At 72.2% G+C, this 26,061-nt stretch carries 23 protein-coding genes; 6 read left to right on the top strand and 17 right to left on the bottom strand.

From position 1 onward, the window contains the following. Positions 1 to 79: 79 nt before the first annotated feature. On the bottom strand, positions 80 to 1,666 hold the full coding sequence (locus FHS39_RS19670; protein ID WP_184350682.1) for an MFS transporter: 1,587 nt from the start codon (positions 1,664 to 1,666) through the stop codon (positions 80 to 82). A 155-nt stretch (positions 1,667 to 1,821) separates the two neighbouring features. Between FHS39_RS19670 and FHS39_RS19665 the strand changes: the two genes are divergently transcribed. After that, on the top strand, positions 1,822 to 2,997 hold the full coding sequence (locus tag FHS39_RS19665) for a mannosyltransferase family protein (protein ID WP_184350681.1): 1,176 nt from the start codon (positions 1,822 to 1,824) through the stop codon (positions 2,995 to 2,997). Between the two features lie 261 nt (positions 2,998 to 3,258). Beyond that, a complete protein-coding gene (locus FHS39_RS19660; protein ID WP_184350680.1) occupies positions 3,259 to 4,269 on the top strand; it encodes a phosphatase PAP2 family protein in 1,011 nt (336 codons plus the stop codon). 75 nt (positions 4,270 to 4,344) lie between these two features. Here the strand turns inward: FHS39_RS19660 and FHS39_RS19655 are convergent, their stop codons facing one another. Then, the gene (locus FHS39_RS19655) at positions 4,345 to 4,560 is read right to left on the bottom strand and encodes an I78 family peptidase inhibitor (RefSeq protein ID WP_184350679.1); all 216 of its coding nucleotides are present in this window, start codon (positions 4,558 to 4,560) and stop codon (positions 4,345 to 4,347) included. Positions 4,561 to 5,077: 517 nt separating this feature from the next. On the opposite strand from FHS39_RS19655, the gene ctaD reads away from it, so the two are divergent. Continuing rightward, positions 5,078 to 6,760 carry an aa3-type cytochrome oxidase subunit I gene (gene ctaD / locus FHS39_RS19650; protein WP_184350678.1) on the top strand — a complete coding sequence of 561 codons (1,683 nt, stop codon included), beginning with the start codon at positions 5,078 to 5,080 and terminating at the stop codon, positions 6,758 to 6,760. Here ctaD and FHS39_RS19645 read toward each other — a convergent pair. After that, on the bottom strand, positions 6,757 to 7,623 hold the full coding sequence (locus FHS39_RS19645; RefSeq protein ID WP_343069653.1) for a hypothetical protein: 867 nt from the start codon (positions 7,621 to 7,623) through the stop codon (positions 6,757 to 6,759). The genes ctaD and FHS39_RS19645 overlap by 4 nt on opposite strands. A gap of 32 nt (positions 7,624 to 7,655) precedes the next feature. Continuing rightward, the gene (locus tag FHS39_RS19640; protein WP_184350677.1) at positions 7,656 to 8,906 is read right to left on the bottom strand and encodes a glycosyltransferase family 4 protein; all 1,251 of its coding nucleotides are present in this window, start codon (positions 8,904 to 8,906) and stop codon (positions 7,656 to 7,658) included. A gap of 246 nt (positions 8,907 to 9,152) precedes the next feature. Here FHS39_RS19640 and FHS39_RS19635 point away from each other — a divergent pair, with 246 nt between their 5' ends. Further along, positions 9,153 to 9,935 (top strand): hypothetical protein, encoded by a 783-nt coding sequence (locus tag FHS39_RS19635; protein ID WP_184350676.1) that lies wholly within the window; start codon positions 9,153 to 9,155, stop codon positions 9,933 to 9,935. A 158-nt stretch (positions 9,936 to 10,093) separates the two neighbouring features. Beyond that, entirely contained in the window at positions 10,094 to 10,408 is a 315-nt protein-coding gene (locus FHS39_RS19630) for a hypothetical protein (protein ID WP_246470366.1), read from the top strand. A gap of 64 nt (positions 10,409 to 10,472) precedes the next feature. Here the strand turns inward: FHS39_RS19630 and der are convergent, their stop codons facing one another. The 4 genes from der to FHS39_RS19610 form a co-directional block, all read right to left on the bottom strand. After that, complete coding sequence (der, locus tag FHS39_RS19625; RefSeq protein ID WP_184350674.1) at positions 10,473 to 11,936, bottom strand: ribosome biogenesis GTPase Der; 1,464 nt, start codon at positions 11,934 to 11,936, stop codon at positions 10,473 to 10,475. Positions 11,937 to 11,993: 57 nt separating this feature from the next. Beyond that, positions 11,994 to 12,686, bottom strand: coding sequence for a lysophospholipid acyltransferase family protein (locus FHS39_RS19620; RefSeq protein ID WP_425507795.1), 693 nt, complete (start codon positions 12,684 to 12,686; stop codon positions 11,994 to 11,996). Then, positions 12,644 to 13,360, bottom strand: coding sequence for a (d)CMP kinase (gene cmk, locus FHS39_RS19615; RefSeq protein WP_184350673.1), 717 nt, complete (start codon positions 13,358 to 13,360; stop codon positions 12,644 to 12,646). The genes FHS39_RS19620 and cmk overlap by 43 nt, the downstream gene beginning before the upstream one ends. Before the next feature lie 96 nt (positions 13,361 to 13,456). Beyond that, positions 13,457 to 14,542: a prephenate dehydrogenase gene (locus FHS39_RS19610; protein ID WP_184350672.1), complete on the bottom strand. Its 1,086-nt coding sequence runs from the start codon at positions 14,540 to 14,542 to the stop codon at positions 13,457 to 13,459. Positions 14,543 to 14,631: 89 nt separating this feature from the next. On the opposite strand from FHS39_RS19610, the gene FHS39_RS19605 reads away from it, so the two are divergent. Next, the gene (locus FHS39_RS19605) at positions 14,632 to 14,994 is read left to right on the top strand and encodes a DUF952 domain-containing protein (RefSeq protein ID WP_184350671.1); all 363 of its coding nucleotides are present in this window, start codon (positions 14,632 to 14,634) and stop codon (positions 14,992 to 14,994) included. 64 nt (positions 14,995 to 15,058) lie between these two features. On the opposite strand, the gene FHS39_RS19600 is transcribed toward FHS39_RS19605, so the two are convergent. From FHS39_RS19600 to pyrG, 9 genes are all read right to left on the bottom strand, one after another. After that, entirely contained in the window at positions 15,059 to 16,330 is a 1,272-nt protein-coding gene (locus FHS39_RS19600; RefSeq protein WP_184350670.1) for a pseudouridine synthase, read from the bottom strand. Beyond that, positions 16,330 to 16,989 (bottom strand): SMC-Scp complex subunit ScpB, encoded by a 660-nt coding sequence (gene scpB / locus FHS39_RS19595; RefSeq protein ID WP_184350669.1) that lies wholly within the window; start codon positions 16,987 to 16,989, stop codon positions 16,330 to 16,332. The genes FHS39_RS19600 and scpB overlap by 1 nt, the downstream gene beginning before the upstream one ends. Continuing rightward, a complete protein-coding gene (locus tag FHS39_RS19590) occupies positions 16,986 to 17,912 on the bottom strand; it encodes a segregation and condensation protein A (RefSeq protein ID WP_184350668.1) in 927 nt (308 codons plus the stop codon). Before FHS39_RS19590 ends, scpB begins: the two co-directional genes overlap by 4 nt. Positions 17,913 to 17,994: 82 nt before the next feature. After that, positions 17,995 to 18,516, bottom strand: a complete 522-nt coding sequence (locus FHS39_RS26080) for a hypothetical protein (RefSeq protein WP_184350667.1) — start codon at positions 18,514 to 18,516, stop codon at positions 17,995 to 17,997. Continuing rightward, positions 18,501 to 19,646: a ParA family protein gene (locus FHS39_RS19580; protein WP_184350666.1), complete on the bottom strand. Its 1,146-nt coding sequence runs from the start codon at positions 19,644 to 19,646 to the stop codon at positions 18,501 to 18,503. The genes FHS39_RS26080 and FHS39_RS19580 overlap by 16 nt, the downstream gene beginning before the upstream one ends. Before the next feature lie 322 nt (positions 19,647 to 19,968). Then, complete coding sequence (gene ald, locus FHS39_RS19575; RefSeq protein ID WP_184351087.1) at positions 19,969 to 21,084, bottom strand: alanine dehydrogenase; 1,116 nt, start codon at positions 21,082 to 21,084, stop codon at positions 19,969 to 19,971. A 186-nt stretch (positions 21,085 to 21,270) separates the two neighbouring features. Then, a complete protein-coding gene (locus FHS39_RS19570) occupies positions 21,271 to 23,268 on the bottom strand; it encodes a tetratricopeptide repeat protein (RefSeq protein WP_425507794.1) in 1,998 nt (665 codons plus the stop codon). A 195-nt stretch (positions 23,269 to 23,463) separates the two neighbouring features. Continuing rightward, positions 23,464 to 24,090, bottom strand: a complete 627-nt coding sequence (locus FHS39_RS19565; protein ID WP_184350664.1) for an NUDIX domain-containing protein — start codon at positions 24,088 to 24,090, stop codon at positions 23,464 to 23,466. A gap of 76 nt (positions 24,091 to 24,166) precedes the next feature. After that, the gene (pyrG, locus tag FHS39_RS19560; RefSeq protein WP_184350663.1) at positions 24,167 to 25,819 is read right to left on the bottom strand and encodes a CTP synthase; all 1,653 of its coding nucleotides are present in this window, start codon (positions 25,817 to 25,819) and stop codon (positions 24,167 to 24,169) included. Positions 25,820 to 26,061: the final 242 nt, after the last annotated feature.

Genomic DNA, 26,061 nt, shown 5'->3' with positions numbered 1-26,061 from the left:
GGTGTGGATCAACGGCTTTGCCCCGAACGCTACGGCCGGGTAACCACGTTCGTCCAGCCCCGGTCCCGCCCCTCGCCCGCTACGGCGTTCCGCTCTCCGTGCCGCGCGGCAGGCGCAGCGCGGCCAGCGCGCCCAGCAGCAGCAGAGCCGCACTCACCGCCAGGGCGACGTGCATCCCGTAGACGAAGGACTCCCGCGCGGCGCCGCGCAGCGCGGCCCCCGCGGGTCCGCCGACCCGGTCGGCCACCTGGTACGCCTCGCCCAGCGAGTGGCTCGCCGCCCGCCCCGCGGCGCTCGGCACCCCGGGCACGTCGGCCACTCCGGGCGCGTACGCCGCGTTCATGACGCTGCCCAGCAGCGCGATGCCGATGCCGGCGCCGAGCTGGTAGGAGGTCTCGCCGATCGCCGCCGAACCGCCCGCGGACTCCGCGGGCGACTCGCTGAGCATCGATTCGTACGCCCCGAAGAGCGTCGTCTCCAGGCCGAAGCCGAGCAGCACGAAGCCCACGACGAGCACGCAGGGCCGGTCCCGGTCGCCCATGACGGTCAGGGAGAGCACGGCCATCGCGGTCAGCACGAAGCCGGCCGAGACCATGGCCCGGGGGCCGAAGCGGCGCAGCACGTGCGACCCCGCGAGCCCCGCGGCCATGGCGGCGAGGGTGAGCGGCAGCAGTCGCAGGCCGGTCTCCAGCGGGGTGAGGCCGAGGACGAGCTGGAGGTACTGGGCGGCTATGAGCTCCAGCCCGACCAGCGCCAGCATCGCCAGCACGATGCACCCCACCGAAGTGCCGAACGCGGGCCGCGCGAACATCGTGAGGTCGACCAGCGGGTGGGTGCGCCGCCGCTGGCGGCGTACGAAGAGGATGAGCAGTGCGGCCCCGAGCGCCCCGGGCACCAGCGTGGTGAGGGACAGCGCCTCGGCGCCGCCGATCCGCTTCACCCCGTAGACGACGCCGAACAGTCCGAACGCCGCCATCAGCGCGCCGACCACGTCCCATGGGCCGTTGCGGTCACCGGTCGACTCGGGCAGCAGCCACCACCCGGCCGGCAGGACCAGCGCCATCAGCGGAATGTTGATGAGGAAGACCGATCCCCACCAGAAGTGCTCCAGCAGCAGCCCGCCGACGAGCGGACCCACCGCCGCGCCCACGGCGGCCACCGCGCTCCACACGCCGATCGCCAGCGCCCGCTCCTGCCGGTCGGGGAAGACCTGCCGCAGGATCGACAGCGTCGCCGGCATGATCATCGCCCCGCCGACGCCGAGCAGCGCCCGGGCCGCGATCAGCACCTCGGGCGCGGTGGCCAGCGCGGCCAGCGCCGAGGCCACGCCGAAGAGCGCATAGCCCAGGAGCAGCACCCGGCGGCGGCCGACGCGGTCGCCGAGGGTGCCGAAGAGGATGAGCAGCGAGGCGCAGACCAGGGGGTAGACGTCCACGATCCACAGCAGCTGGATCGCGCTGGGCCGCAGGTCCTCGCTGACGGCCGGGACGGCGATGTGCAGCACGGTGGCGTCGACGGCGACGAGGAGCAGGCTGACGCACAGGACGACGAGCACCGTCCAGCGGCTCGCCCCGGCGCCGCCCCCGCGGACGGAGAGCCCGTACCGGGACCGCTGCCGGGGAACACCCGACGACCGTCGGGTGCCGGCGGTGGTCGTCCCGGACATTCACTCTCCTGTCGTGGTCGTGCGCCGGACGGCCGCGGGCCCGGGAATGCGCGGGCCCGACGGTTTGAGGCGGCTTGAGTGAGTCGACAGCGTACGCGAGTCCCGCCCGAACCTCCGTGGCACCTCTCACGTCACAGGGCTGGGACAATCGATCGATGACCACTCTCGCTCCTCCCCCCGGCACGGGTGCACCGCCCCGCGGCCGCGCCGCGTTCGGTTTCGCGCTGCGCCGTGCCGTTCCGGCGCTGCTGGTGTTCGCGGCGGTGCGGGTGCTGGGCGTCGTGGCGCTGGCGCTGTGGGGTCTGGCGGACGGAAAGAGCGCGCTCCAGCTGCTCTCGGCGCGTTGGGATTCCCTCTGGTACGCCCGGATCGCCGAGCACGGCTACGGCTACACCCTTCATCTGGGGGGCGGGAAGGTCCACTCGGACCTGGCGTTCTTCCCCTTGCTGCCGGGGCTGGAGCGGGGGCTGTCCGCGGTCCTGCCGCTGTCGGCGGGGCAGGCGGGGCTCGTGGTGAGCGCGGTGGCCTCGCTCTTCGCCGCGTGGGGGATCTTCGCCGTCGGCGACCTGGTGCACGGGCGGCGGACGGGCGTCGCGCTGGTGGCGCTGTGGGCCGTGTTGCCGGTGGGCGTGGTGCAGTCGATGGCTTATTCGGAGTCGCTGTTCACGGCGCTGGCCGCGTGGAGCGTGTACGGGCTGCTGCGCGGCCGGTGGGTGGCGGCGGGTGCGTTCGCGGCACTGGCCGGGCTGACCCGGCCGGTGGGCGCGGCGGTGGTGGCGGCCGTGTGGATCACGGCGGCGGTGACGCTGCTGCGCAGTGAGGACCGGCGGGCGCTGCCCCGGGGGCGGATGCTGCTCGGCGTGGTGCTCGCGCCGCTGGGCTGGCTGGCCTACTTCGCCTGGGTCGGTGTGCGCGAGGGAAGCGTCACCGGCTACCTCGATGTCCAGGGCGGCTGGGGCAACGGCTTCGACGGGGGGCTCGCCTTCGCCTCGTTCATCGGGCAGCGGCTGGCGGGCCCGGCGTTCCCCGCCGGGCTGGCGCTGCTGGTCGGCGTGGGCCTGGTGCTCTGGCTGTACGCGGCGGGGGCGCGGCAGCGCCAGCCGCTGCCGCTGCTCGTCTATACGGGCGTGGTGCTGCTGCTGGCCCTGACGGCCAAGGGGTACTTCGGCTCCAAGCCGCGTCTGATGCTGCCCGCCTTCCCGCTGCTGCTGCCGCTCGCGGTGGCCCTGGCGCGCATGCGGACGGTGCGGATGGTGACCGTGGTGTCCGGTGTGGCGCTGGCGTCAGCGGTCTACGGCGCCTTCTGGCTGCACGGCTCCGGCCCCCCGTGATCATATTTCCGGACCGTCCGACGGGTACGGGGAAACGGCACGGAACGTCGTGGCCAATCACCGATAAACATCGGCACAGGAAAATGGAATAAGGCGGAGAGAGTAGTTCCGGAAACTCCCCGGACGATTCTTTAGGTGTTCCTTATTCCGTCGGATCGGGCGCGCCGAAAGTCATGGTTGAGACGCATTCCACATCACATCGTCATCACAAAGAGGCCCGATCGGCCAAACCCTCCCGTCACGCAATGTAACGTCGATTGAGTGCGTACCAACGACGAGCTCGTCCAAGCGGAGGAGCGCCAGACCGATCCCGTGCGGCCGCGGATGACCAGGACCCGCCTGGGGATCTTCGTGGCGACCCTCATGGTGTACGTGGCGATCGTGGTCGGTGTGCTCACCACGTCCTGGCCGGTGCGGTTCGACTGGCAGGTCATGCTCTTCCGGCCGTACAAGCAGTGGCCGGAGATCCACACGTTCCTCGACTACTTCGTGGTCCTGGGCCAGCGCGGCCCGACCGCCGTCGCCGTGGCCGCCTGGCTGGGCTGGTGCACGTACAAGCAGAAGACCCTGCGCCCGCTGCTGGTGCTGGGCACCTCGCTGTTGCTGCTCAACGCGACCGTGGGCGCCGCGAAGATAGGCATGGGCCGGCTCGGCCCGCACTACGCCACCTCGATCGGCTCCAACGAGATGTTCGCGGGCGGCGACATATTCCCCTCCGGGCACACCGCGAACGCGGTGGTGACCTGGGGCGTGCTGGCCTATCTGGCGACCACCCCGCGCACCCGCCGGGTGGCCTCGGTGATCGCGGCACTGCTGGCGCTCGGGGTCGGGATGACCACCGTCTACCTGGGCACGCACTGGATGAGCGACGTGACCCTCGGCTGGACCGCGGGGCTGCTGGTCCTGCTGGTGCTCCCCTGGTTCGAGCCGCTGATGGCCCGCGCCGAGGCCTGGCTGCTGACCCTTTGGCGGCGGCTGCGCGAGCGCGGCGCACCGCTTGCGGCTCCGGTGCCGGCGACGGTCGCCCTGGGCGGACCGCGCGCCCCGGCCGACGACGAGCGGCCCGTCCGCGAGCCCGTGGGCGCGGGCAGCCGCGGCGGCGCCTCCCGTGTCCCGGACGGCCGGCCGCACCTGCTGCCCCGGCCGCACACCGCCCGCTCGGAGCGGACGCCCGTCACCCCCACCGGCAGCCGCCGGCCGCCGCACGCCGACCGCGCGCCGCGCACCGCGCCGCTGGGCCCGGCCGCCGGCCGTGGCCGCACCGCGAGCTGACGGCGCGACGGCAAGGACGCACAGCACGAAGGAGGGCGGTCCCGGAAGCTTCCGGGACCGCCCTCCTTGCGCTTTCTACCCCTTCCAGCAGCGCCGTACGAGGCCGTCCTCGACCTCGAAGTTCAGCCGCCCGACGCGGTACTCCAGGGTGATGAAGGTGCCTGGCGCCAGCGCCCGGACCTCCGTCCAGCCGCGCGAGCGGGCGCGCTCCGCGGCGGTCTCGGCGTCGAGGCCGGCGTACGCCCCGGGGTCGTCGTCGGGGTCGGAGGGGAAGTGCGGAAGAGGTGCCATGGCAGCACCGTAGGCCGCGCCGCCCGGCCGGGGGAAGCGGAGCCGCCCATGGATCCGTCCCCGCCCGGTCCGCCACTGGTCACACTTCTGTCACAGATGTTGCGAGCCCTTGCGCCTCGCCACCGACCGTCCCCGGCGCCCGTTCCGTATCCCGCCAACCGCCTTCATAAAACACCGCGGAGAAATTCACGGCACCTTTTCCAAAGGACCCGGTCAACCTCTCTGTGGGCTCGCTGGAATTCCCGGGTAAAGAGTCATGGAGATACCGCTCGGGAAGAATTGCCGAGAGGGTCTCCGGTGCCGTCCGGCGAGGGCTGCCGGACCGCCCGGAATACACAGTTCCGCCACAACGCGCACACCGGTCGCGGACATCTGTTTGACCGGCATGGGACGGCACCGCGGCCCGAACCCGGCGAGGCACCCTCGCGCCCCGGCCCACCCGGCGAGCATCATGGCGGGTGCCCGGGAGGGCTCACGTGCCACGACAGCCTTATGAGCCGACAGCGAGGGGGCAGGGATGGGGAGCGACACCGCGCAGGCCACCGCATCGGGCGAGACCCGGGAGCGGCAGCGCGGCCGGATCGTGGTGGACTGGCTGACCACCACCGATCACAAGAAGATCGGGCACCTCTACCTGATCACGTCGTTCTGCTTCTTCCTCGTCGCCGGGCTGCTCGCCATGCTGATGCGCGCCGAGCTGGCCCGCCCCGGGCTGCAGCTGATCACCAACGAGCAGTTCAACGAGGCGTTCACCGCGCACGGCACCATCATGCTGCTGCTCTTCGCCACCCCTGCCTTCGCGGGCTTCGCCAACGCGATCATGCCGCTGCAGATCGGCGCGCCGGACGTGGCCTTCCCCCGGCTGAACATGTTCGCCTACTGGCTCTACCTCTTCGGCGGCCTGATTGTGGTCAGCAGCCTGCTGATGCCCGAGGGCGGCGCGTCCTTCGGCTGGACCGGCTACGCACCGCTGAGCAGCGCGGTCCGCTCACCGGGGCTGGGCGCCGACATGTGGATCCTGGGCCTGGCGCTGTCCGGCTTCGGCACCATCCTCGGCGCGGTGAACTTCCTGACCACCATCATCGGCATGCGCGCGCCCGGCATGACGATGTTCCGGATGCCGGTCTTCACCTGGAACGTGCTCTTCACGTCCATCCTGATCCTGCTGGCCTTCCCGGTGCTGGCCGCGGCGCTGCTGGTGCTGGAGGCGGACCGGCGGTTCGGGGCGCAGGTCTTCGAGGCTTCGAGCGGCGGGGCGCTGCTGTGGCAGCACCTGTTCTGGTTCTTCGGGCACCCGGAGGTCTACATCATCGCGCTGCCGTTCTTCGGCATCATCACCGAGATCATCCCGGTCTTCTCCCGGAAGCCGATCTTCGGCTATGTGATGCTGATCGGCGCGACCATGGCGATCACGGCCCTGTCGGTGGTGGTCTGGGCGCACCACATGTTCGCGACCGGGGCGGTGCTGCTGCCGTTCTTCTCGTTCATGTCGTTCCTGATCGCCGTGCCGACCGGGGTGAAGTTCTTCAACTGGATCGGCACCATGTGGCACGGCTCGCTGTCCTTCGAGACGCCGATGCTGTGGGCGGTCGGCTTCCTGGTCAGCTTCCTCTTCGGCGGCCTCACCGGGGTGATCCTGGCCTCCCCGCCGCTGGACTTCCACGTCACCGACACCTACTTCGTGGTCGCGCACTTCCACTACGTGGTGTTCGGGACGGTCGTCTTCGCCATGTTCGCGGGCTTCTACTTCTGGTGGCCCAAGCTCACCGGGAAGCTGCTGGACGAGCGGCTGGGGAAGCTCCACTTCTGGACCCTGTTCACCGGCTTCCACCTCACCTTCCTCGTCCAGCACTGGCTGGGCGCGCAGGGGATGCCCCGGCGGTACGCCGACTACCTGGCCGCCGACGGCTTCACCGCGCTGAACACGATCTCCAGCATCGGGGCGTTCCTGCTCGGGATGTCGACGCTGCCGTTCTTCTACAACGTCTGGAAGACCGCCAAGTACGGCAGGCGCGTCGAGTCGGACGACCCCTGGGGCTTCGGCCGCTCGCTGGAGTGGGCGACCACCTGCCCGCCGCCGCGCCACAACTTCCTCTCCCTCCCCCGCATCCGCTCGGAGTCCCCGGCCTTCGACCTGCACCATCCGGAGACGGTGCGGCAGGAGAAGGCCGAGGCCACGGGCGAAGCGGGACCGCGCTAAGCGGTGACCGGGGGCCGCTCGTCGACGCGGACGGAAAGGTCGTTGTCGACGGTGTAGTACGGGCTCACCCGGGCAGGGGCGTAGGAGGCGGCGACGTCCCGCGCGGGGTAGGTGAAGATCTGCTTCTTGTCGGCGACGTCGTCCAGGATGCGGGCCAGGCGCACCGGGGAGGTGCCCTCCGGTCCGCGCAGCCACAGGTCCCACACGTCCAGGCCGCCGTGCCACGGGGCGCAGAGCTCGTCGTAGGAGAGGAAGAACGTGAAGTCCTGGCCGTCGGGGGTGACCGCCGCGGTGACCATGACGTCGTCGTCGCGGCGCAGCCGCGCCTCGACGACGGCCTCCGCCAGCCAGGCCGCCGGCTCCCCGACCCGGTACAGGCAGCCGTGGCCCGTTATGCCGGAGGCCTCGAGGAGGAGGTCGCCGGCCTCGGCGTGCGGGGCCCGCAGCCAGCTGCGCAGCGAGAGGTTGCCGTGCTTGGTCGCGTACGGGATGCGCACGGCGAGCGGCGAGGTGCTGGGGCCGGGTCTGCGGTCGACGAGCGAGCGCAGGTCGGCCACGCCGGGCACCAGGCGCTGCGGAGCGTGTTCGCCGCAGGCCACGTGGACGTCCCAGCGGCCCTCCGGGAGGGCGACGGTGCTGGGCAGGACGGCCCGCAGGCGCCCTTCGCCGTTGGACGTCAGCGGCAGCCGGACCTCGTCCTCCCCGGTGGCGCCGCGGCGGCGCAGGACGAGGGCCGCGGACCAGTGGGCGGGCTCGCCCCCGTGCCCCGGTGCGTCGAGGTCGAAGGTCAGTCCGCCCGCGGAGTCCGCGATGCAGTCGGCGGTGGGGTTCTCCGCGCCGAAGGCCAGGGGAGGGGCAGACACGATGGTGCTCTCCTCGGGGGTGGTGGAAGGGGTCATGCGGCTCGCGCCCTTCGCAGGGCGGAGCGGCTGCGGTCCTTGGTGCGGAAGGCGCTGCTGAGCAGGGCGCCGCGGGTGCGGTGCAGCGAGCCGCGCAAGGCGCCGCGCGCGAGCAGGTCGGTGAAGAGCTCCTCGTAGCGCCCGGCGACCCGGTCGGGGTCGAAGCGGGCCGAGTTCTCCAGGGCGCGCTCGCCCATGCTCTTGCGCAGTTCGTCGTCGTTGATCAGCTTGAGCAGTCCGGCGGCGATCTCGTCGACCTTGCCGACGGGCACGAGCAGGCCGTCGACACCGTTGTCGATGATCTCGCCGGGACCGTGCGGGCAGTCGGTGGAGACCACCGGCAGGCCGCAGCGCATCGCCTCGACGATGGTCATGCCGAAGGACTCCAGGCTGGAGGTGACGGCACCGATCGAGCCCTTGACCCACTCGGGCTCCAGCGGGGTGGCCGGGCCCATCAGGTAGACGTGGTTGTAGAGGCCGCGCTTGTCGATCAGCGCGCGCAGCTTGGCGCGCTCGGCACCGGCGCCGTAGATCCGCAGCCGCCAGTCGGGGCGCTCGGCGACGACCTTCTCGAAGGCCCGGATGAGGACGTCGTAGCGCTTGGCGGGCGCGAGCCGGCCGGCGGCGATCACCCACTTGCCGGTGGAGTCGGCGGGGGCCAGTGCCGGGGCGGGGACGCTGTTGGGCACGGCTTCGACGCGGACTCCGGGCAGCCGCATCATCTTGCGGTAGGTCTGCGCATCGGCCTCGGTCACGGTGGTGACCGCGTCCAGGCGCGGGTAGTGGGTGCGCAGGGTGAGCTTGAGCTGCGGGGAGTGGGTGCCGAGCGTCAGGTGTTCCTGGCCGATGCGGACCGGACCGCGGCGGGCCTGCTGGGCGATGTGGACGTTGAGACCGGGACGGGTGCCCACGACCACGTCGCACTCCAGGCCGCGCAGGTGCTCGGCGATCCGCCGGTCAGTGAGCGCGCTGTACTGCTTGTAGCGGCCCTCGGTGGCGGGGAAGACCGTGGCGGGGCGCTCGTACTCCGGGTTGTCGCCGTCGTGGCCGGGACTGTCCTTGCGCAGGTCGACCAGGTGCCGCAGCCGCACCTTGCTGCTGGGGGCGAAGACGGGCTCGTCGCGGTGGCGGAAGACGGAGACGATCTCCACGTCGTGGTGCTCGGCGAGAGTGCCCGCGAGGTTGTACGTGGTGCGGATCGTGCCGCCGATTCCGTACGCGTTGTGAATCAGGAATGAGATGTGCATTCGTCCCCATGCAGCCGGTATGCCGCGGACAGTCCGGGTAGCCCGCTTCTACTGAGAGGTTAGACCGCACGGAGGGCCCGGCGGTTGGCCGTGATCGCCAACTCGTTCCCCAAGTGATGAGGAATCGGTAGCCCCGGACGGGAACTTTTCCGGGCCGTGACCCAGGCCATGGGTCGTCCGTTGTCTCCTTACGAGCCGCCGGGACGGTCCCGGCGCCCCCTTAACGTTTCAGTACGAGGAGCCCCCGTGCCGCGCATGCTCGATGTCAGCGACGACGTACGCGCCGAGATCGGCGACGAAGAAGCGGACCGACTGCTCGGCGGCGACAACGCCCCGGGCCAGTACGACTGCACGTCCTGCCGCACCCCCGGCGACACCGAGCGGGAGCCCACCAGCACCGTGCTGTTCGTCGGCGAGGAGACGGCGGTGCTCGCCTTCGCGCATGCCACCTGCATCCCTTCGCAGGTCGTGCCGGTCTCCGAGGAACAGCTCCAGGGCGCCGTGAGGTCCATCACGGGCGAGGGCGGCGAGCAGGTGGGGGTGCGCACGGAGGTGCCACTGCAGGCCGAGCTCGGGGTGACCAGCGGCCTGGTGATGGTCGGCGGCGAGATCCAGCCCGCGCTGGTCGTCGAGCCGCTCGCCCCGATCGCCCGCCCGGGCACCGGCGGGTCCGAGGACGTCTTCCTGGAGCTCCTCACCGAGCAGGGCTTCGCGCCGGTCGGCTCCATCGACCGGGTGCCCGCCCCCTCGCCGGGCTGGTCGGTGCTGCTGGTCATGGGCAAGCTGCACGCGATCCTGCAGTCCCAGGCCGGTGCCGCCCCCACCGCCTGGTGGCAGGCGCACCAGGCCATGCAGGTCGCCGACGAGTGGCGGGCCGCGGTGAACAAGACGCAGCGGGTGCTGGTCTTTGCCGCACCGGTCGGGACGATCGGGGCACAGCCGCGCGAGGACCTGCTGCGCGAGGCGCTGGACCGGGCCGCGGCCGCGGGCCGCCTGGTGGGTGCGTCCATGCCGCTCGCGGGCACCTGACCGGCCGGGCCTTTCCTCCCCTTGTGCACCCCGTGGGGGTGGTCCCGGCGAGCCATTCGAGTCGGGGGCCGCATCCGACGGGGTCCCGCGTCGTTGGCAGGGATGTGTACTCATACGAACCCGTCGCCCGGACCTCGTACCCGAACCACATCCCCGGCATGCGGCCACCCCGCGACGCCGGCCCGGAGCACCCCTTCTCGGTCACCCCGATCTACGACGCCCTCTGCGCCGAGTACCGCCGGTCGTTCCGCACGCTGCCCGGTGACCGTTCGGGCGAGGAGGAGCTGAGGTTCAAGGGCTTCGGCCCGCAGGGCGGCTACAGCGGGCAGGGCTACTTCCCCCAGCTCCCCGCGCCCTCGTACCCCGTCCAGTCGGGGTACAACGCGGTCTGGGAGTCGTACTACGGCCGCCGCGGCAGCCAGCTGCCCGCACTGCCGCCCGGCCAGCGCGACGGCCGGATGCGCAACTTCTGAGCGCGCGAAAGCCCCGGGCCCGTACGGGTCCCGGGGCTTTGGGTGGCGCTAGAGCGCAGCCGCCCTACTTCTTGTTGCGGCCGCGCTTCTCGCGCACGCGCACCGAGATGTGGATCGGCGTGCCCTCGAAGCCGAACTCCTCGCGCAGCCGACGCTCGACGAAGCGGCGGTAGCCGGCCTCCAGGAAGCCGGAGGCGAAGAGCACGAAGCGCGGCGGCTTGGTGCCCGCCTGCGTGCCGAAGAGGATGCGGGGCTGCTTGCCGCCGCGGATCGGGTGCGGGTGGGCGGCCACGAGCTCACCGAGGAAGGCGTTGAGGCGCCCGGTGGGCACTCGCGTCTCCCATCCGGCCAGCGCGGTCTCCAGCGCCGGGACGAGCTTCTCCATGTGCCGGCCGGTGCGCGCCGAGACGTTCACCCGGGGCGCCCAGGCGATCTGGGCGAGCTCGGTCTCGATCTCGCGCTCGAGGTAGTAGCGGCGCTCCTCGTCCAGCGTGTCCCACTTGTTGATGGCGAGGACGAGCGCCCGGCCGGCCTCGACGGCCATGGTGATGATGCGCTGGTCCTGGACGCTGATGGACTCGCTCGCGTCGATCAGGACGACCGCGACCTCGGCCTTCTCCACGGCGGCGGCGGTGCGCAGCGAGGCGTAGTAGTCGGCGCCCTCCTGGAGGTGGACGCGCTTGCGGATGCCCGCCGTGTCCACGAACTTCCAGATCTGGCCGCCCAGGTCGATCAGCTCGTCGACCGGGTCGCGGGTGGTGCCGGCCAGCTCGTTGACGACGACGCGCTCCTCGCCCGCCACCTTGTTCAGCAGGGACGACTTGCCGACGTTGGGACGGCCGATCAGCGCGATGCGGCGGGGGCCGCCGAGCGCCGCGCCGAAGGTCTGGGCGGGGGCCTCGGGCAGCGCCCTGAGGACCTCGTCCAGCATGTCGCCGGTGCCGCGGCCGTGCAGCGCGGAGACCGGCATCGGCTCGCCGAGGCCGAGCGACCACAGCATGGCGGCGTCCGCCTCGGCGGAGGGGCCGTCCACCTTGTTGGCGCACAGCACCACGGGCTTGCCGGCCCGGCGCAGCAGCTTGACGACGGCCTCGTCGGTGTCGGTGGCGCCGACGGTGGCGTCCACGACGAAGACCACCGCGTCGGCGGCCTCGATCGCGAACTCGGCCTGGGCGGCCACGGAGGCGTCGATGCCGAGGACGTCCTGCTCCCAGCCGCCGGTGTCGACGACCTTGAAGCGGCGCCCGGCCCACTCTGCCTCGTAGGTGACGCGGTCACGGGTGACGCCCGGCCGGTCCTCGACGACGGCCTCGCGGCGGCCGATGATGCGGTTCACCAGCGTCGACTTGCCGACGTTGGGGCGGCCGACGACGGCGAGGACGGGCAGCGGGCCGTGGCCGGCGGCGGCGAGCTCGCTCTCGACCTCGTCGGCGTCGAAGCCCTCCTGGGCCGCGAGCTCCATGAACTCCGCGTACTCGGCGTCGCCAAGCTCACCGTGCTCGTCGCCGGAGTGGATCTGGTCGTTCATGAAGTCCGTTCCTCGTTCGTCGTCCGCACACATAGCGGTGTGCTTCTTAAGTCTCGGTCAGCGGCCGGTCAGCCGCTTGGCGTCCGCCAGGTGTGCGCCCAGGCGCTCCTGGATGCGCACGGTCGCCTCGTCCAGCGCCTTGCGGGTGCGGCGTCCGCTGCCGTCGCCCGCCGTGAAGGGGTCGCCGAAGACCACGTCGACCCGGCTGCGCAGCGGCGGCAGTCCGGATATCGCCCGGCCCTGCCGCTCGGCCGTGCCCAGCACCGCCACCGGCACGATCGGCGCCCCGGAGCGCACGGCGAAGTAGGCGAGCCCGGCGCGGACGGAGGCGAAGTCGCCCTCGCCGCGGGTGCCCTCGGGGAAGATCCCCAGGACGTGGCCGCGCTCCAGCACGCCGAGCGCGTCCGTGATCGCGGCCCGGTCCACGCTCTCCCGGTCCACCTTGAGCTGGCCGATCCCGCGCAGGAAGGGGTCCAGCGGGCCGGTGAACGCCTCCCGCTTGATCAGGAAGTGCACGGGGCGGGGCGCGGTGCCCATCACCATCGGGCCGTCGAGGTTGTGGGAGTGGTTCACGGCCACGATGCAGGGCCCCGCCGCGGGCACCCGCCAGGCGCCCAGCACACGGGGCTTCCACAGCCCGTACATCAGCCCGATGCCGATCCGCCGCCCGACGGCGGCGCCGGGCTCGGAGCCGGTGACCGCTCCGCTCACGCGGCCGCCCGCTTCTCCTCGACGAGGGTGACCACGCACTCGATGACCTGGTCCAGGGTCAGCTCGGTGGTGTCCACCTCGACGGCGTCGCCGGCCTTGGCCAGCGGGGAGGTCTTGCGGCCGGAGTCGGCGGCGTCCCGCTTGAGCAGGGCGGCCTGGGTGGCGGCCAGGCCGGCGGCCTGCGCGCCCTTGAGCTCGCCGTTGCGGCGGGCGGCGCGGGCCTCGGGCGAGGCGGTGAGGTAGATCTTGAGGTCGGCGTCGGGGAGCACGGTGGTGCCGATGTCCCGGCCCTCGACGACGATGCCGTGCGGCGCCTCGGCGGCGATGGCGCGCTGCAGCTCGGTCATCCGGGTGCGGATCTCCGGCACGGCGCTGACGGCGCTGACGGCGGAGGTGACCTCGTGGGTGCGGATGGGCGCGGACGCGTCGGCGCCGTCGACCGTGATGGTCGGCGCGAGCGGGTCCGTGCCGGAGACGATGTCGGGCTTGCCGGCGGCGGCGGCCACGGCGTCGGCGTCGTTCACGTCGATGCCGTTGTTCAGCATCCACCAGGTGATCGCCCGGTACTGGGCGCCGGTGTCCAGGTAGGCCAGCCCCAGCTTGGCGGCGACGGCCTTGGAGGTGCTGGACTTGCCCGTGCCGGAGGGGCCGTCGATGCCGACGATGACAGCTGCCGGGGCGGTCCGGGCGGCGGTTTCCACGGTGTCAGACACCTTCCTTGTGCACGGGGCGGGAGACGATGGGCCCCAACGGGGCTCACCCAAGGTTACTGGCTCGCCGGACCGCCCCGTGCAGCCGTCCGGGGCGGGCTACTGCCGGACCGACCAGCCCCGGTCGCGCAGGGTCGCCGCGAGGGAGGAGACGGCACCCGGTTCGACCATCAGCTGGATCAGGCCGGCCTGCTGGTTGGTGGCGTGCTCGATGCGGACGTCCTCGATGTTGACGCCCGCCCGCCCGGCGTCCGCGAAGATCCGGGCCAGCTCGCCCGGCTGGTCGCCGATCAGCACAGTCACCGTCTCGTAGACCGCCGGGGCCGCGCCGTGCTTGCCCGGCACCCGGGAACGGCCGGCGTTGCCGCGGCGCAGCACGTCCTCGATGCCGGAGGCGCCGTCGATCCGCTTGTCCTCGTCGGCGGAGTCCAGGGCGCGCAGGGCCCGTACGGTCTCGTCGAGGTCGGCGGCGAGGCCGGCGAGGACGTCGGCCACGGGGCCGGGGTTGGCGGAGAGGATGTCGATCCACATCCGCGGGTCGGAGGCGGCGATGCGGGTGACGTCGCGGATGCCCTGGCCGCACAGGCGCACGGCCGTCTCGTCCGCGTCCCGCAGGCGGGCGGCGACCATGCTGGAGACCAGCTGCGGGGTGTGCGAGACGAGGGCGACCGCCCGGTCGTGGGCGTCGGCGTCCATGACGACGGGCACGGCACGGCACAGGGCGACCAGTTCGAGGGCGAGGTTGAGGACCTCGGTGTCGGTGTCGCCGGTGGGGGTGAGCACCCAGGGGCGGCCCTCGAAGAGGTCGGCGGTGGCGGCGAGGGGGCCGTTGCGCTCCCGGCCTGCCATGGGGTGGGTGCCCAGGTAGGCGGTGAGGTCGGCGCCGAGCGCTTCGAGCTCCCGGCGGGGGCCGCCCTTGACGCTGGCGACGTCGAGGTAGCCGCGGGCCAGGTCGCCCCGGATGGCGTCGGCGAGGGTCGCGGCGACGTGCGCGGGCGGCACGGCGACGATGGCGAGGTCGACCTGCCCCTCCGGCGGCTGGTCGGTGCCGGCGCCGCGGGCGGCGGCCGTCCGGGCCTGGGCGGGGTCGTGGTCCGCCAGGTGGACCTGGATCCCACGGCCGGCCAGGGCCAGCGCGGCGGAGGTACCGATGAGTCCGGTACCGATGACGAGAGCTGTTCTCACTGGGCGGTGTCCTGGGGGCGCGTCCGTTGACTGGTGGCTCCCAGCCTAGTCAGCGACGAAGGGGGTCCGCGTCCGGTACAACCATGCTCATGATCTTTCATGTGGTGCCCCTGGACGACTGGCTGGCCGTGCCCGACCGCCCCTACTCCCCCGCGTCGCTGGCCGAGGAGGGCTTCGTGCACTGTTCGCCGGACGAGGCGACGACGCTGGCCGTGGCCACCGCGTTCTACCGGGAGGTGCCGGGGCCGCTGATGGCGCTGCTGGTCGACGAGCACAAGCTGGACGTCCTGGTCCGCTGGGAGTCCGCGGATCCCGCTCCCCCGCCCGGGGTCGCCCCCGGGACGCTCTTCCCGCACGTCTACGGGCGGATCACGCGCGATGCGGTCGACGGCATGATGGAGATCCAGCGCGACGAGACGGGCCGGGCGACGGGGCTTGCGGTGTGGTCCTGACCGTTCGACCGTGCCCGTCGTGGCGGCGGGAAAGATCCCGCCGCCACGACGGCCGGGCCGGATCCTAGAGCTCGACCTCGCGCATCAGCATGCCGACCTCGGTGTTCGTCAGACGGCGCAGCCAGCCCGACTTCTGGTCGCCCAGGGCGATGGGGCCGAACGAGGTGCGCACCAGCTTCTCGACGGGGAAGCCCGCCTCCGCCAGCATGCGCCGCACGATGTGCTTGCGGCCCTCGTGGAGGGTGACCTCGACCAGGTAGTTCTTGCCGGTCTGCTGGATGACGCGGAAGTTGTCCGCGCGGGCGTAGCCGTCCTCCAGCTCGATGCCGCTCTTGAGCTGCTTGCCGATGTCGCGCGGCAGCGGCCCGGTGATGGCGGCCAGGTAGGTCTTCTGCACGCCGTACCGCGGGTGCGTCAGCCGGTGGGCCAGCTCGCCGTGGTTGGTGAGCAGGATGATGCCCTCGGTCTCGGTGTCGAGGCGGCCGACGTGGAAGAGACGGGTCTCCCGGTTGGTGACGTAGTCGCCGAGGCACTGGCGGCCGTCGGGGTCCTCCATGGTGGAGACGACGCCGGCGGGCTTGTTGAGCGCGAAGAAGAGGTACGACTGCGTGGCGACGGTCAGGCCGTCGACCTTGATCTCGTCGTTCTCCGGGTCCACGCGCAGGCCCTGCTCGGTGACGATCTGCCCGTTGACCTCGACGCGGGCCTGCTCGATGAGCTCCTCGCAGGCACGGCGCGAGCCCATGCCGGCACGGGCCAGCACCTTCTGCAGGCGCTCGCCTTCCTGCTCGGCGCCGGGGAAGGTCTTGGGGGTCTTCACCTGGGGCTTGTTGTGCCGCTCCCGGTTGCGCTCCTCGATCTTGGCGTCGAGCTCACGCGGGCGGGCCGGGGCGTAGCCATGGCCACGGGCGGGCCCGCTGCTGCGCCCGCCGGAACCGGCCGTGGAGCTCTTGCGCGGGCCGCCCTTGGCGCCACCGCGGGCGGACGCGCCGCGGCCGCTAGTGGGACCGGTGGTGCGGCCGCTGGTGGCGCCACCGCGGGTGCGCTCGGCGTCGGGGCCCACGTCGTAGCGGCGCTCCTCGGGGCGCGGCCGGCGGGGGCGCTCCTGCTGCCGGTCGTCACGACGGTCATCACGACGGTCGTCGCGGCGATCATCGCGGCGATCATCGCGGCGGTCGTCCCGCCGGTCACCGGCGCGCCCGCCGTCGAAACGCCCGCCGGAGCGACCGCCCTCGGAGCGTCCGCCGCCCGCGCGCCCGCCGCCGGAGGCCGGGCGGCCTCGACCGCCCCGGTCGTCCCGGTTGCCGCTTCCGCTGTTCCTGCCGCTGCTTCGCATCAAAGTTCCGTCTTGTCGTCCGCTTCGGTGTCCGGTGCGTCCGGATCGAACGACGGCACCCCTTCCTGGGAGTCGCCCTCGACCGCTTCCGCCTCGGGGAGGAACGGCGCGAGCTCGGGGAGCTCGTCGAGGCCGCGCAGGCCCATCCGCTCCAGAAAGTAGTTCGTCGTCCTGTACAGGATCGCACCTGTTTCGGGTTCCGTCCCCGCCTCCTCCACCAGACCGCGCTGGAGGAGGGTGCGCATGACGCCGTCGCAGTTCACGCCGCGCACGGCGGAGACCCTGGAGCGGCCCACCGGCTGGCGGTAGGCGACCACGGCCAGGGTCTCCAGCGCGGCCTGGGTCAGCCGGGCCTGCTGCCCGTCGAGGACGAAGGACTCCACGGCCGCCGCGTAGGCGGGCCGGGTGAAGTACCGCCAGCCGCCCGCGATCTGCCGCAGCTCGAAGCCGCGGCCCTGGACGGTGTACTCGTCGGCGAGCTCCTGCAGCGCCTGTGCGATCTCGCGGCGCGGCCGGCCGAGGACCTTGGCGAGGTGTTCCTCGGTGGCGGGCTCGTCCACGACCATGAGGACGGCCTCCAGGGCGGGCCTGAGGGCGAGCTGCGGGGCGGTGTCCGTCCCGGCGGGCGGCTCCTCGCGTCCGTACGGTCCTTCGCTCACGGCGTCCTCTCCTCGGGCTCCGCCTCGGGGGCTCGGTCGAATTCGTCGGACACCGGCAGGGAGGCGCCCGCCGTGCCCGTCCAGCGGACCGTGAGCGCCCCCAGCGCCTCCTCCTGGTCCAGGGCGACCGCCCGCTCGCGGTAGAGCTCCAGCAGCGCCAGGAAGCGCGCCACGACGGTCAGGGTGTCCGGGGCGTCCTCGGTCAGCTCGGCGAAGCTCGCCTCGCCCGCCTCGCGCAGCCGGGCCACGACGAGCCCGGCCTGCTCGCGGACGCTGACCAGGGGGGCGTGGATGTGGTCGACGTAGACCTGCGGCACGGGCTTGGGGGTCATCGCCTTGACGGCGAGCTCGGCCAGCCGCCGGGCGCCGATGCCGAGCACGACCTCGGGCAGCAGTTCCGCGTGGTGGGGTTCGAGGCCGACCGTACGGGGGTAGCGTCGGCCCTCGTCCTCCAGCCGGTCGCTGAAGATCTCCGCGATGCGCTTGTACGCGCGGTACTGGAGCAGCCGGGCGAAGAGCAGGTCGCGGGCTTCGAGCAGGGCGAGGTCCGCCTCGTCCTCGACCTCGGCGGCGGGCAGCAGCCGGGCCGCCTTGAGGTCGAGGAGGGTGGCCGCGACGACGAGGAACTCGGTGGTCTGGTCCAGGTCGAAATCCGGGCCCATGGCCCGGATGTGGGCCATGAATTCGTCGGTGACCTTGGACAGGGCCACCTCGGTGACGTCCAGCTTGTGCTTGGCGATCAGCTGGAGGAGCAGGTCGAAGGGGCCTTCGAAGTTGTCCAGCCGGACGGTGAACCGGCCGTCGCCTTCGGTCTCCGCCGCCGCGGGCGCCTCGGGCCCCTCGGTGTCGGCCGGCGGCGTCGCCTGCCCGCCGGGGCCGCGGCCCAGGGGACGGCGGGCCGGAGGAGCGGCGGCTGGGGGCATCGGTTTTCCAGGGTGCGGGGCGGAACGGGCCGTACGGCCCGTGAAGGCGCGGTACGGCAGGAGGCTAGCGCGGCGGGGCCGCTCAGCGGCCGCGCAGGCGCCGTACGAGGATGCTCGCGTCGCCGCGCGACTCGAGGTCGGCCAGGACGACGGCGACGGCTTCCCGGACGATCCGGCCGCGGTCGACCGCGAGGCCGTGTTCGCCGCGCAGCACCAGCCGGGCGTGTTCGAGGTCCATGAGCTCCTCGGCGGAGACATAGACGGTGATCTTCTCGTCGTGCCGCTCGCGGCCGCTGGGGCGACGGCCCGCGGCGCGTCCACGGCGCTTGCCCTGGGCCGGCTCCACGGACCGCGGGGCGGCGGCGGCACGGGCCGCGTCGGCCCGCCGCCCCTCGTCCGGCTCCTGGGCCGCACCGGCCGCCGGGGCGGCGGGGCGCCCCTCTGGCCCCGGGGACCGCTCGGCATCCGGACCGTCACCCGGACCGGGGACCCGCGGCGGCGTCTCGCCGTTCGCCTTGCGGCGGGGGGAGGAGGACTGCAGCCCCATCCCTCCGGTCGTACGGAACAGTTCGTCGGCTCCGGGCAGACTCACTCGGCGTGACACCGGGCGAGCACCTCCCTGGCGAGCTGACGGTAGGCGGCGGCGCCGACGGAGTTGGAGGCGTACGTGGTGATGGGCTCGCCCGCGACCGTGGTCTCGGGGAAGCGGACCGTACGGCCGATGACCGTGTGGTAGACGTGGTCGTCGAACGCCTCGACCACGCGCGCGAGGACCTCGCGGCTGTGCACGGTGCGCGAGTCGTACATGGTGGCGAGGATGCCGTCCAGCTCCAGCTCGGGGTTGAGCCGCTCCTGGACCTTCTCGATGGTCTCCGTCAGCAGGGCCACTCCGCGCAGCGCGAAGAACTCGCACTCCAGCGGCACGATCACCTTGTGAGCCGCCGTCAGGGCGTTGACGGTGAGCAGGCCGAGCGAGGGCTGACAGTCGATCACGATGTAGTCGTAGTCGGCCATCAGGGGCTTGAGCGCCCGCTGCAGGGTGGACTCCCGGGCCACCTCGCTGACCAGCTGGACCTCGGCCGCTGACAAATCGATATTGCTGGGCAGCAGGTCCATGTTGGGCACGGCCGTCTTGAGCAGCACCTCGTCGGCCGACATGCCCCGCTCCATGAGCAGGTTGTAGACCGTCAGATCCAGCTCCATCGGGTTGACTCCGAGCCCGACGGAGAGCGCGCCCTGCGGGTCGAAGTCGACGAGCAGCACCCGGCGCCCGTACTCGGCAAGGGCCGCGCCCAGGTTGATGGTCGACGTGGTCTTGCCCACGCCGCCCTTCTGGTTGCACATCGCAATGATCTTCGCCGGGCCGTGGTGGGTCAGCGGTCCGGGGATCGGGAAGTACGGCAGGGGGCGGCCGGTGGGGCCGATGCGCTCGCGGCGCTGGCGGGCGGCGTCAGGGGCGAGGGTCGCGGCGTACTCCGGGTCCGGCTCGTACTCGGCGTCGGGGTCGTAGAAGTGCCCTTCGGGGACTTCCTCGTAGTCGGCGAGACGGGCGAGCTCCGTGCCGCGGTCGCCGGCCATGGCGTTCACGTGTTGACCGTCCATGCTCTGGTGGGCTGTCGTCATGTTCTGGATGTTCTGGTGTGCTGCGAAGGTGTGGACAGCGACGGAGCCGACAGCTTGGAGTCCCACGGGACTCGGCCCCTGCGCTGGGGGAACCTCCACGCACGGGAGCATTCCTGGTTGACCACCCCCGGGAGCAAATGTCGACTCATTCACAAGTCGTCCTACCTCCTTGGTGACCAGGAAACATCTAGATACGTCAGCGTGGCACCATGCCGACGGTTGGCGACTCTATGGCGTGTCGGCGGTCCGCAGCAACACAATCCGCCGGAGACGGCACGATGTGTCGGCAATCGAACACCCTTCTGTCAAGGGTGTTCGGCCCATAACCCGGAAGTTTCACGGGCAGGCGGGACGGGGGCGGAAAAGCCCCGGCCGGGCCTTGCTCGGCAAGGCCCGGCCGGGTGCGTGCTTTCGTGGGTGCGGCGGCGCCGACTCAGCCCAGCAGGGTGCTCAGTTCGACGTGCGGCAGGCCGTGCGCCTCGGCGACCGGGCCGTAAACGACCTGGCCCTCATGCGTGTTGAGGCCCTTGGCCAGCGCGGCGTCGCGGCGCAGCGCCTCCTGCCAGCCGCGGTTGGCCAGCTCCACGATGTAGGGCAGCGTGGCGTTGGTCAGCGCGTAGGTGGAGGTGTTGGGGACGGCGCCCGGCATGTTGGCGACGCAGTAGAACACGGAGTCGTGGACCTGGAAGGTCGGCTCGGTGTGCGTGGTCGGCTTGGAGTCCTCGAAGCAGCCGCCCTGGTCGATCGCAATGTCGACAAGTACACTTCCGGGCTTCATCTTGGCGACGAGCTCGTTGGTGACCAGCTTGGGGGCCTTGGCGCCGGGGATGAGGACCGCGCCGATGACGAGGTCGGCCTCGACGACGGCCTTCTCCAGCTCGTAGGCGTTGGAGACGACCGTCTGCACCTTGGTGCCGAAGACCTTGTCGGCCTCGCGCAGCTTGTTGATGTCACGGTCGAGCAGGGTCACGTGGAAGCCCATGCCGACGGCGATCTGCGCGGCGTTCCAGCCGGAGACGCCACCGCCGATGACGACGGCCTTGCCCGCGTGGGTGCCCGGGACACCGCCCGGCAGCACGCCGCGGCCGCCGGCCGAGCGCATCAGGTGGTAGGCGCCGACCTGCGGGGCCAGCCGGCCCGCGACCTCGGACATCGGGGCGAGCAGCGGCAGCGCGCGGTTGGCGAGCTCCACGGTCTCGTAGGCGATGGCGGTGGTGCCGGACTGCAGCAGGGCGTCCGTGCACTCGCGGGAGGCGGCCAGGTGCAGGTAGGTGAAGAGGGTCTGGCCCTTGCGGAGGCGGTGGTACTCCTCGGCGATGGGCTCCTTGACCTTCAGCAGCAGGTCGGCCGTGGCCCAGACGTCGTCAGCGGTGTCCAGGATGGCGGCACCGGCACCGACGTACTCGGCGTCGGTGATGGAGGAGCCGAGACCGGCCCCCTTCTCCACGAAGACCTGGTGGCCGTTGCGCACGAGTTCGAGCACACCGGCCGGGGTGATGGCCACGCGGAATTCGTTGTTCTTGACCTCGCGGGGGATGCCGACCTTCACGTCGATCACGGTCCTTGTTCAGAGAATGACAGGCTAATCCTGATATGCCCGGGCACACCAGAGCAGACCGCGTCGATCGCGGCTCAGCCAGTCTAATGAAGGATCCCGCGCTGTCTAGCCTTGCAATGCACCAATCTTTGCGGCACGCGCCACTGATTTCGTAGGTCGACGATCAAGTACCCTGCGTTACCCCTTCCGGGTGTCCGGGCCCTGCGCCGGAGCCTCAGGCTGCAGCTGGGCCGCGGCCGAGCGGTGCCGCTCGGCCGCGGGGGCGTCACCCAGCAGCTCCAGCAGCCGGGCACTCTCGGTCAGCGCGCGGACCTGCCCCGGCACGTCCCGCAGCCTGCGGCAGGCCGCGCCGGCGGCCCGCCAGTCGCGTAGTGCCTCCTGCCACTGGCCCGCGTAGCCGTGCACCGCGCCCAGCCGCCCGTACAGCCGGGCCTCGTCGGCCAGCTCACCGCGCGTCAGCCGCAGCTCCAGCCCCCGCCGGTACCAGTCGGCCGCGCGCTGGAAGTCGCCGAGCTCCTGGTGGGCGGCGGCGACGGACTCCAGCGCCCGGCTGGTGGCGTACGGGTCGCCCGACTCCCGGGCTGCCTGGAGCGCGTCCCGGTAGCGCTCGAGCGCCTCCTGGGTGCGCCCGGCCCGGGCGTCGAGATCCCCGAGGTTGAGCAGGGCCGCCGCCTTCTCCAGCGGCATGTCGCAGCGCCGGGCCACGTCCAGGACGAGCTGGTGCAGCCCGTACAGCTCCGGAGCGGCCGCTTCCGGTCCCAGATGGGCCGTCAGGGCCCGGGTCAGCGCGGAGACCAGCCGCCGCGCCAGGGTGTCCAGCCGGCCGTCCTCCACGGCCAGCCGGGCCGCGGCCAGCAACGCCGGCAGCCGGGCCGCCAGCCACTGGCCGGCGGCCCGCTCCGAGGGGAACCGCAGCGCCCTGGGCAGTTGCTCGATCCTCCGGCGCACGGCCGGATCGTTGCGCTCGGTCGCCGCACGGCAGGAGTGCAGCTGCCGCACGGTCCGCTCCAGCATCCGGGCGCGGGCCAGCTCGATCTCGGCCGGCCGCTCCTGTGCGTGCAGCAGGGAGCCGAGCAGCGGCGCCAGGCAGCCCGGCACCCGGTACTGCGGCGGAAGCACCCCTTCCGGGCCCTCGGGGGCCTCCTGGCGCAGCAGGCCGCGGGCGGTGAAGTCCTCCAGGGCGCCCTGGGCGGTGGAGACCGCGCACCCCGCCAGGGCGGAGGCGGTGTGGGCGTCGGCCAGTCCGGACGGGGCCAGGGCGAGCAGGTGCAGGGTGCGGGCGACGGGCCGGGGCAGGGCCTCGTAGGCGAGCCAGAAGGAGCGGGCCAGCGGGTGTCCGGCGTTCTCGTGCCCCTCGGCGGGCGGCAGCTCCCGCAGCCGGTTGACCACGTCGACGACGGACATCTTGGGCTGTGCCGCCAGCCAGCCGCCGACCAGCACCAGCGCCGCGGGCTGGCCACCGCACTCCTCGACGACGGCGGCCGCGGCCGCCGGGTCGCAGGTGATGCGGGTCGGGCCCGCGTACGACTCCAGCAGCTCCACGGCGGCGGCCGTGTCCAGCCCGCCCAGTGTGCAGGGCCGCACGTCGGGCACGCCGGTCAGCGGGCCGCGGGCCACGGCGACGACCAGGCACTCGGGCTCGTCCGGCAGCAGCGGGTCGACCTGTTCGGCGCCGGCGGCGTCGTCCAGGAGCAGCAGCGCCCGGCGCCCGTCCAGCGCGCGGCGCAGCGCCTCGGTCAGTTCGTCCTCGCACGCCCCGGCGGGCACGGGCGCGCCCAGCGCGGCGAGCAGGGCGCGCGCGGTGCGTTCGGTGGGTACGGGCTCGCCGTCGGGGCCGGTGAGCCGGGCGCGCAGTACTCCGTCCGGGTACTCCGCGGCCAGCTGCCGGGCGAGTTCCTCGGCGAGCGCGGTGCGGCCGGAGCCGGGGCGTCCGGCGATGAGCAGTACCCTGCCGCGCGGTTGCTTGCGGCCGGAGAGGGTGTCGAGGCCGGCGCGCACGATGTCGGCGCGCAGTTCCTTGAGTTCGCGCTGCCGCCCGACGAATGTGCCGGGAGGCGCGGCGGGTCGCCGACGGGACGGCCGTTGCTGACGGGGTCTCACTTCCGGTCCGGCGGGCGGCCGCCGGGCGGGCGGCGGCGCCACAGGTTCTCCGGTCTCCACCGTCCGTTCCGCCACGGTCCACTCCCTTCCCCTGCCTACGGCGGGGAGGTCACTGCCTGCTGCACTGGCCCGCCGCGGCCGCGGGCGGGAACGCAACGAGCCTAGTTCACCGCCCGCCACCCGCCGGGAATGCCCGTCCGGCCCCTTAGAAGATCACCTCTTCGGGTTGGATGACAGTCGGACGGGGTCCCGCGAGAGTGACTTCGCCTGCTACGCCTCGAAGGGGCGGGCCGGCCAGGGGGCCTCCGCCGGGCGCAGCGCGTCGAGGCCGTCGCCCGCGAGGGCTGCGGTGAGCGAGAGCACGCCGACCACGAGGCAGTTGTTGTGCAGCTCGCCCGCGAGGATGCCGCGCACCAGGTCGGTCAGCGGGATGCGGGCGATCTCCATGTCGGCCTCCTCCTCGGAGACCTCGAAGCGCTCGCCCTCGACGTCGGAGATGCCGCGCGCCAGGAAGACGCGGACGGCCTCGTCGCAGCCGCCGGGGGTGGTGTAGACGTCGGTCAGCACCCGCCAGTCCTCGGCCTTGACGTGCGCCTCCTCGTACAGCTCGCGCTGGGCGGCGTGCAGCGGGTTCTCGCCGGGGACGTCGAGCAGGCCCGCGGGGATCTCCCAGAGCTTCTGGCGCACGGGGTGGCGGTACTGGTTGACCACCAGGACCCGGTCCTGGTCGTCGAGGGCGAGGACGGCGACGGAGCCGGGGTGCACCTGGTAGTCGCGGGTGACGGCGCTGCCGTCGGGCATGACCACGGTGTCCGTGCGCACGCTGGTCTTGTTGCCGGTGAACGGCGTCTCGCTGGCGGTGATCCGCCATTCCTCGGCGGTGTCCTTGATGCGCATGTGCGTCCTCCAGAAATGCGAAAACCGGGGTGGGGCCGCCCAGTGTGGGAGGCCCTACCCCGGTCAACCGTATAGGTCAGCCCTGCTGACGCTTGACGGCCGCCTTGACCAGGCCCGCGAAGAGCGGGTGCGGACGGGTCGGGCGGGAGCGCAGCTCCGGGTGGGCCTGGGTGGCCACCAGGTACGGGTGGACCTCGCGCGGGTACTCCACGTACTCCACCAGCTTGTTGTCCGGGGAGGTGCCGGAGAAGACGATGCCCGCCTTCTTCTCGAGCTCACCGCGGTAGGCGTTGTTCACCTCGTAGCGGTGGCGGTGGCGCTCCTCGATGTAGGGGGCGTCGTCGTACACCTCGCGGACGATGGAGCCCTCGGCGAGCTTGGCCGGGTACATGCCCAGTCGCATGGTGCCGCCCATGTCGCCCTCGCCGGCGACGATGTCCATCTGCTCGGCCATCGTGGAGACGACCGGGTGGGCGGTGGCCGGGTCGAACTCGGTGGAGTTCGCGTCCGCGATCCCCGCCAGGTTGCGGGCGGCCTCGATCACCACGCACTGCAGGCCCAGGCACAGACCCAGCAGCGGCACCTTGTTCTCACGGGCGTAGGTGATCGCGCCGACCTTGCCGTTGACGCCGCGGTCGCCGAAGCCGCCGGGGATGCAGATCGCGTCCACGTCGCCGAGCTGCTTCTTGGCACCCGCGGGGGTGGTGCAGTCGTCGGAGGTGACCCACTTGATCTTCACTCGGGCCTTGTTGGCGAAACCGCCGGCCCGGATGGCCTCGGTCACCGACAGGTAGGCGTCGGGCAGGTCGATGTACTTGCCGACCAGGGCGACGGTGACCTCGTGGTCCGGCTCGTGGACGCGCTTGAGCAGGTCGTCCCACTGGGACCACGCGACGTCGCGGAAGGGCAGGTCCAGGCGGCGCACCACGTAGGCGTCCAGGCCCTCGGCGTGCAGCACCTTGGGGATGTCGTAGATCGACTTGGCGTCGATGGCGGCGACCACCGCGTCCTCGTCCACGTCGCACATCAGCGAGATCTTGCGCTTGATGGCGGTGGGCACGTCGCGGTCGGCGCGCAGCACGATCGCGTCGGGCTGGATGCCGATGTTGCGCAGGGCGGCGACCGAGTGCTGGGTGGGCTTGGTCTTCAGCTCGCCGGACGGGCCGATGTAGGGCAGCAGCGAGATGTGGACGACGAAGACGTTGTCACGGCCGACCTCGTGGCGGACCTGACGCACTGCCTCCAAAAACGGCAGCGATTCGATGTCGCCCACGGTGCCGCCGACCTCGGTGATGACGACGTCGACGTCGTCGGTCGCCATGCGGCGGATGCGGTGCTTGATCTCGTTGGTGATGTGCGGGATGACCTGCACGGTGTCGCCCAGGTACTCGCCGCGCCGCTCCTTGGCGATCACGGTGGAGTAGACCTGGCCCGTGGTCACGTTCGCGCTGCCGTCGAGATCGACGTCCAGGAAGCGCTCGTAATGGCCGATGTCCAGGTCGGTCTCGGCGCCATCATTGGTGACGAACACCTCGCCGTGCTGGAAAGGGTTCATCGTGCCGGGGTCGACGTTCAGGTACGGGTCGAGCTTCTGCATCGTCACCCGCAGACCCCGTGCCTTGAGCAGCGCGCCCAGGCTGGAGGCGGTCAGCCCCTTGCCGAGCGATGAGGCCACACCCCCGGTGACGAAGAGGTGCTTGGTCGTCGTGGGCTTAGCGGCAATTGCCAAAGGGGGGCTCCCGTGGTCGCGAGGTGGAGGTGCGATTCGGCGATCACCCGGTTTTCCCGGAGTCGCCGTCGCTGCGGTTGGGGGGTCTTGCACCCACCGGTCCACGGGGTACCAGGGTATCAGCGCCCGGGGCCCGGCGCTTCCGGTGACGCGGCGCTGTGCCCTCGCGGACCCTGTGTCACGGCCCGTGCGTCACGGCGTGTCCCGGGCCACCCATTCGGCACAGATTCCCCGGCCAACCG

Origin of the sequence: Streptomyces olivoverticillatus (genome assembly GCF_014203555.1) — a bacterium.
Classification (GTDB): Bacteria; Actinomycetota; Actinomycetes; order Streptomycetales; family Streptomycetaceae; genus Streptomyces; species Streptomyces olivoverticillatus.
This window is presented reverse-complemented; position numbering and strand designations above follow the sequence as displayed.

What these genes read in the sequence shown, in the direction of transcription:
- FHS39_RS19670 (WP_184350682.1), bottom strand. Translation starts at nt 1,666, where the DNA reads ATGTCCGGGACGACCACCGCCGGCACCCGACGGTCGTCGGGTGTTCCC.
- FHS39_RS19665 (WP_184350681.1), top strand. Translation starts at nt 1,822, where the DNA reads ATGACCACTCTCGCTCCTCCCCCCGGCACGGGTGCACCGCCCCGCGGC.
- FHS39_RS19655 (WP_184350679.1), bottom strand. Translation starts at nt 4,560, where the DNA reads ATGGCACCTCTTCCGCACTTCCCCTCCGACCCCGACGACGACCCCGGG.
- ctaD (WP_184350678.1), top strand. Translation starts at nt 5,078, where the DNA reads ATGGGGAGCGACACCGCGCAGGCCACCGCATCGGGCGAGACCCGGGAG.
- FHS39_RS19640 (WP_184350677.1), bottom strand. Translation starts at nt 8,906, where the DNA reads ATGCACATCTCATTCCTGATTCACAACGCGTACGGAATCGGCGGCACG.
- FHS39_RS19630 (WP_246470366.1), top strand. Translation starts at nt 10,094, where the DNA reads ATGCGGCCACCCCGCGACGCCGGCCCGGAGCACCCCTTCTCGGTCACC.
- der (WP_184350674.1), bottom strand. Translation starts at nt 11,936, where the DNA reads ATGAACGACCAGATCCACTCCGGCGACGAGCACGGTGAGCTTGGCGAC.
- FHS39_RS19605 (WP_184350671.1), top strand. Translation starts at nt 14,632, where the DNA reads ATGATCTTTCATGTGGTGCCCCTGGACGACTGGCTGGCCGTGCCCGAC.
- FHS39_RS19600 (WP_184350670.1), bottom strand. Translation starts at nt 16,330, where the DNA reads ATGCGAAGCAGCGGCAGGAACAGCGGAAGCGGCAACCGGGACGACCGG.
- FHS39_RS19590 (WP_184350668.1), bottom strand. Translation starts at nt 17,912, where the DNA reads ATGCCCCCAGCCGCCGCTCCTCCGGCCCGCCGTCCCCTGGGCCGCGGC.
- FHS39_RS19580 (WP_184350666.1), bottom strand. Translation starts at nt 19,646, where the DNA reads ATGCTCCCGTGCGTGGAGGTTCCCCCAGCGCAGGGGCCGAGTCCCGTG.
- FHS39_RS19565 (WP_184350664.1), bottom strand. Translation starts at nt 24,090, where the DNA reads ATGCGCATCAAGGACACCGCCGAGGAATGGCGGATCACCGCCAGCGAG.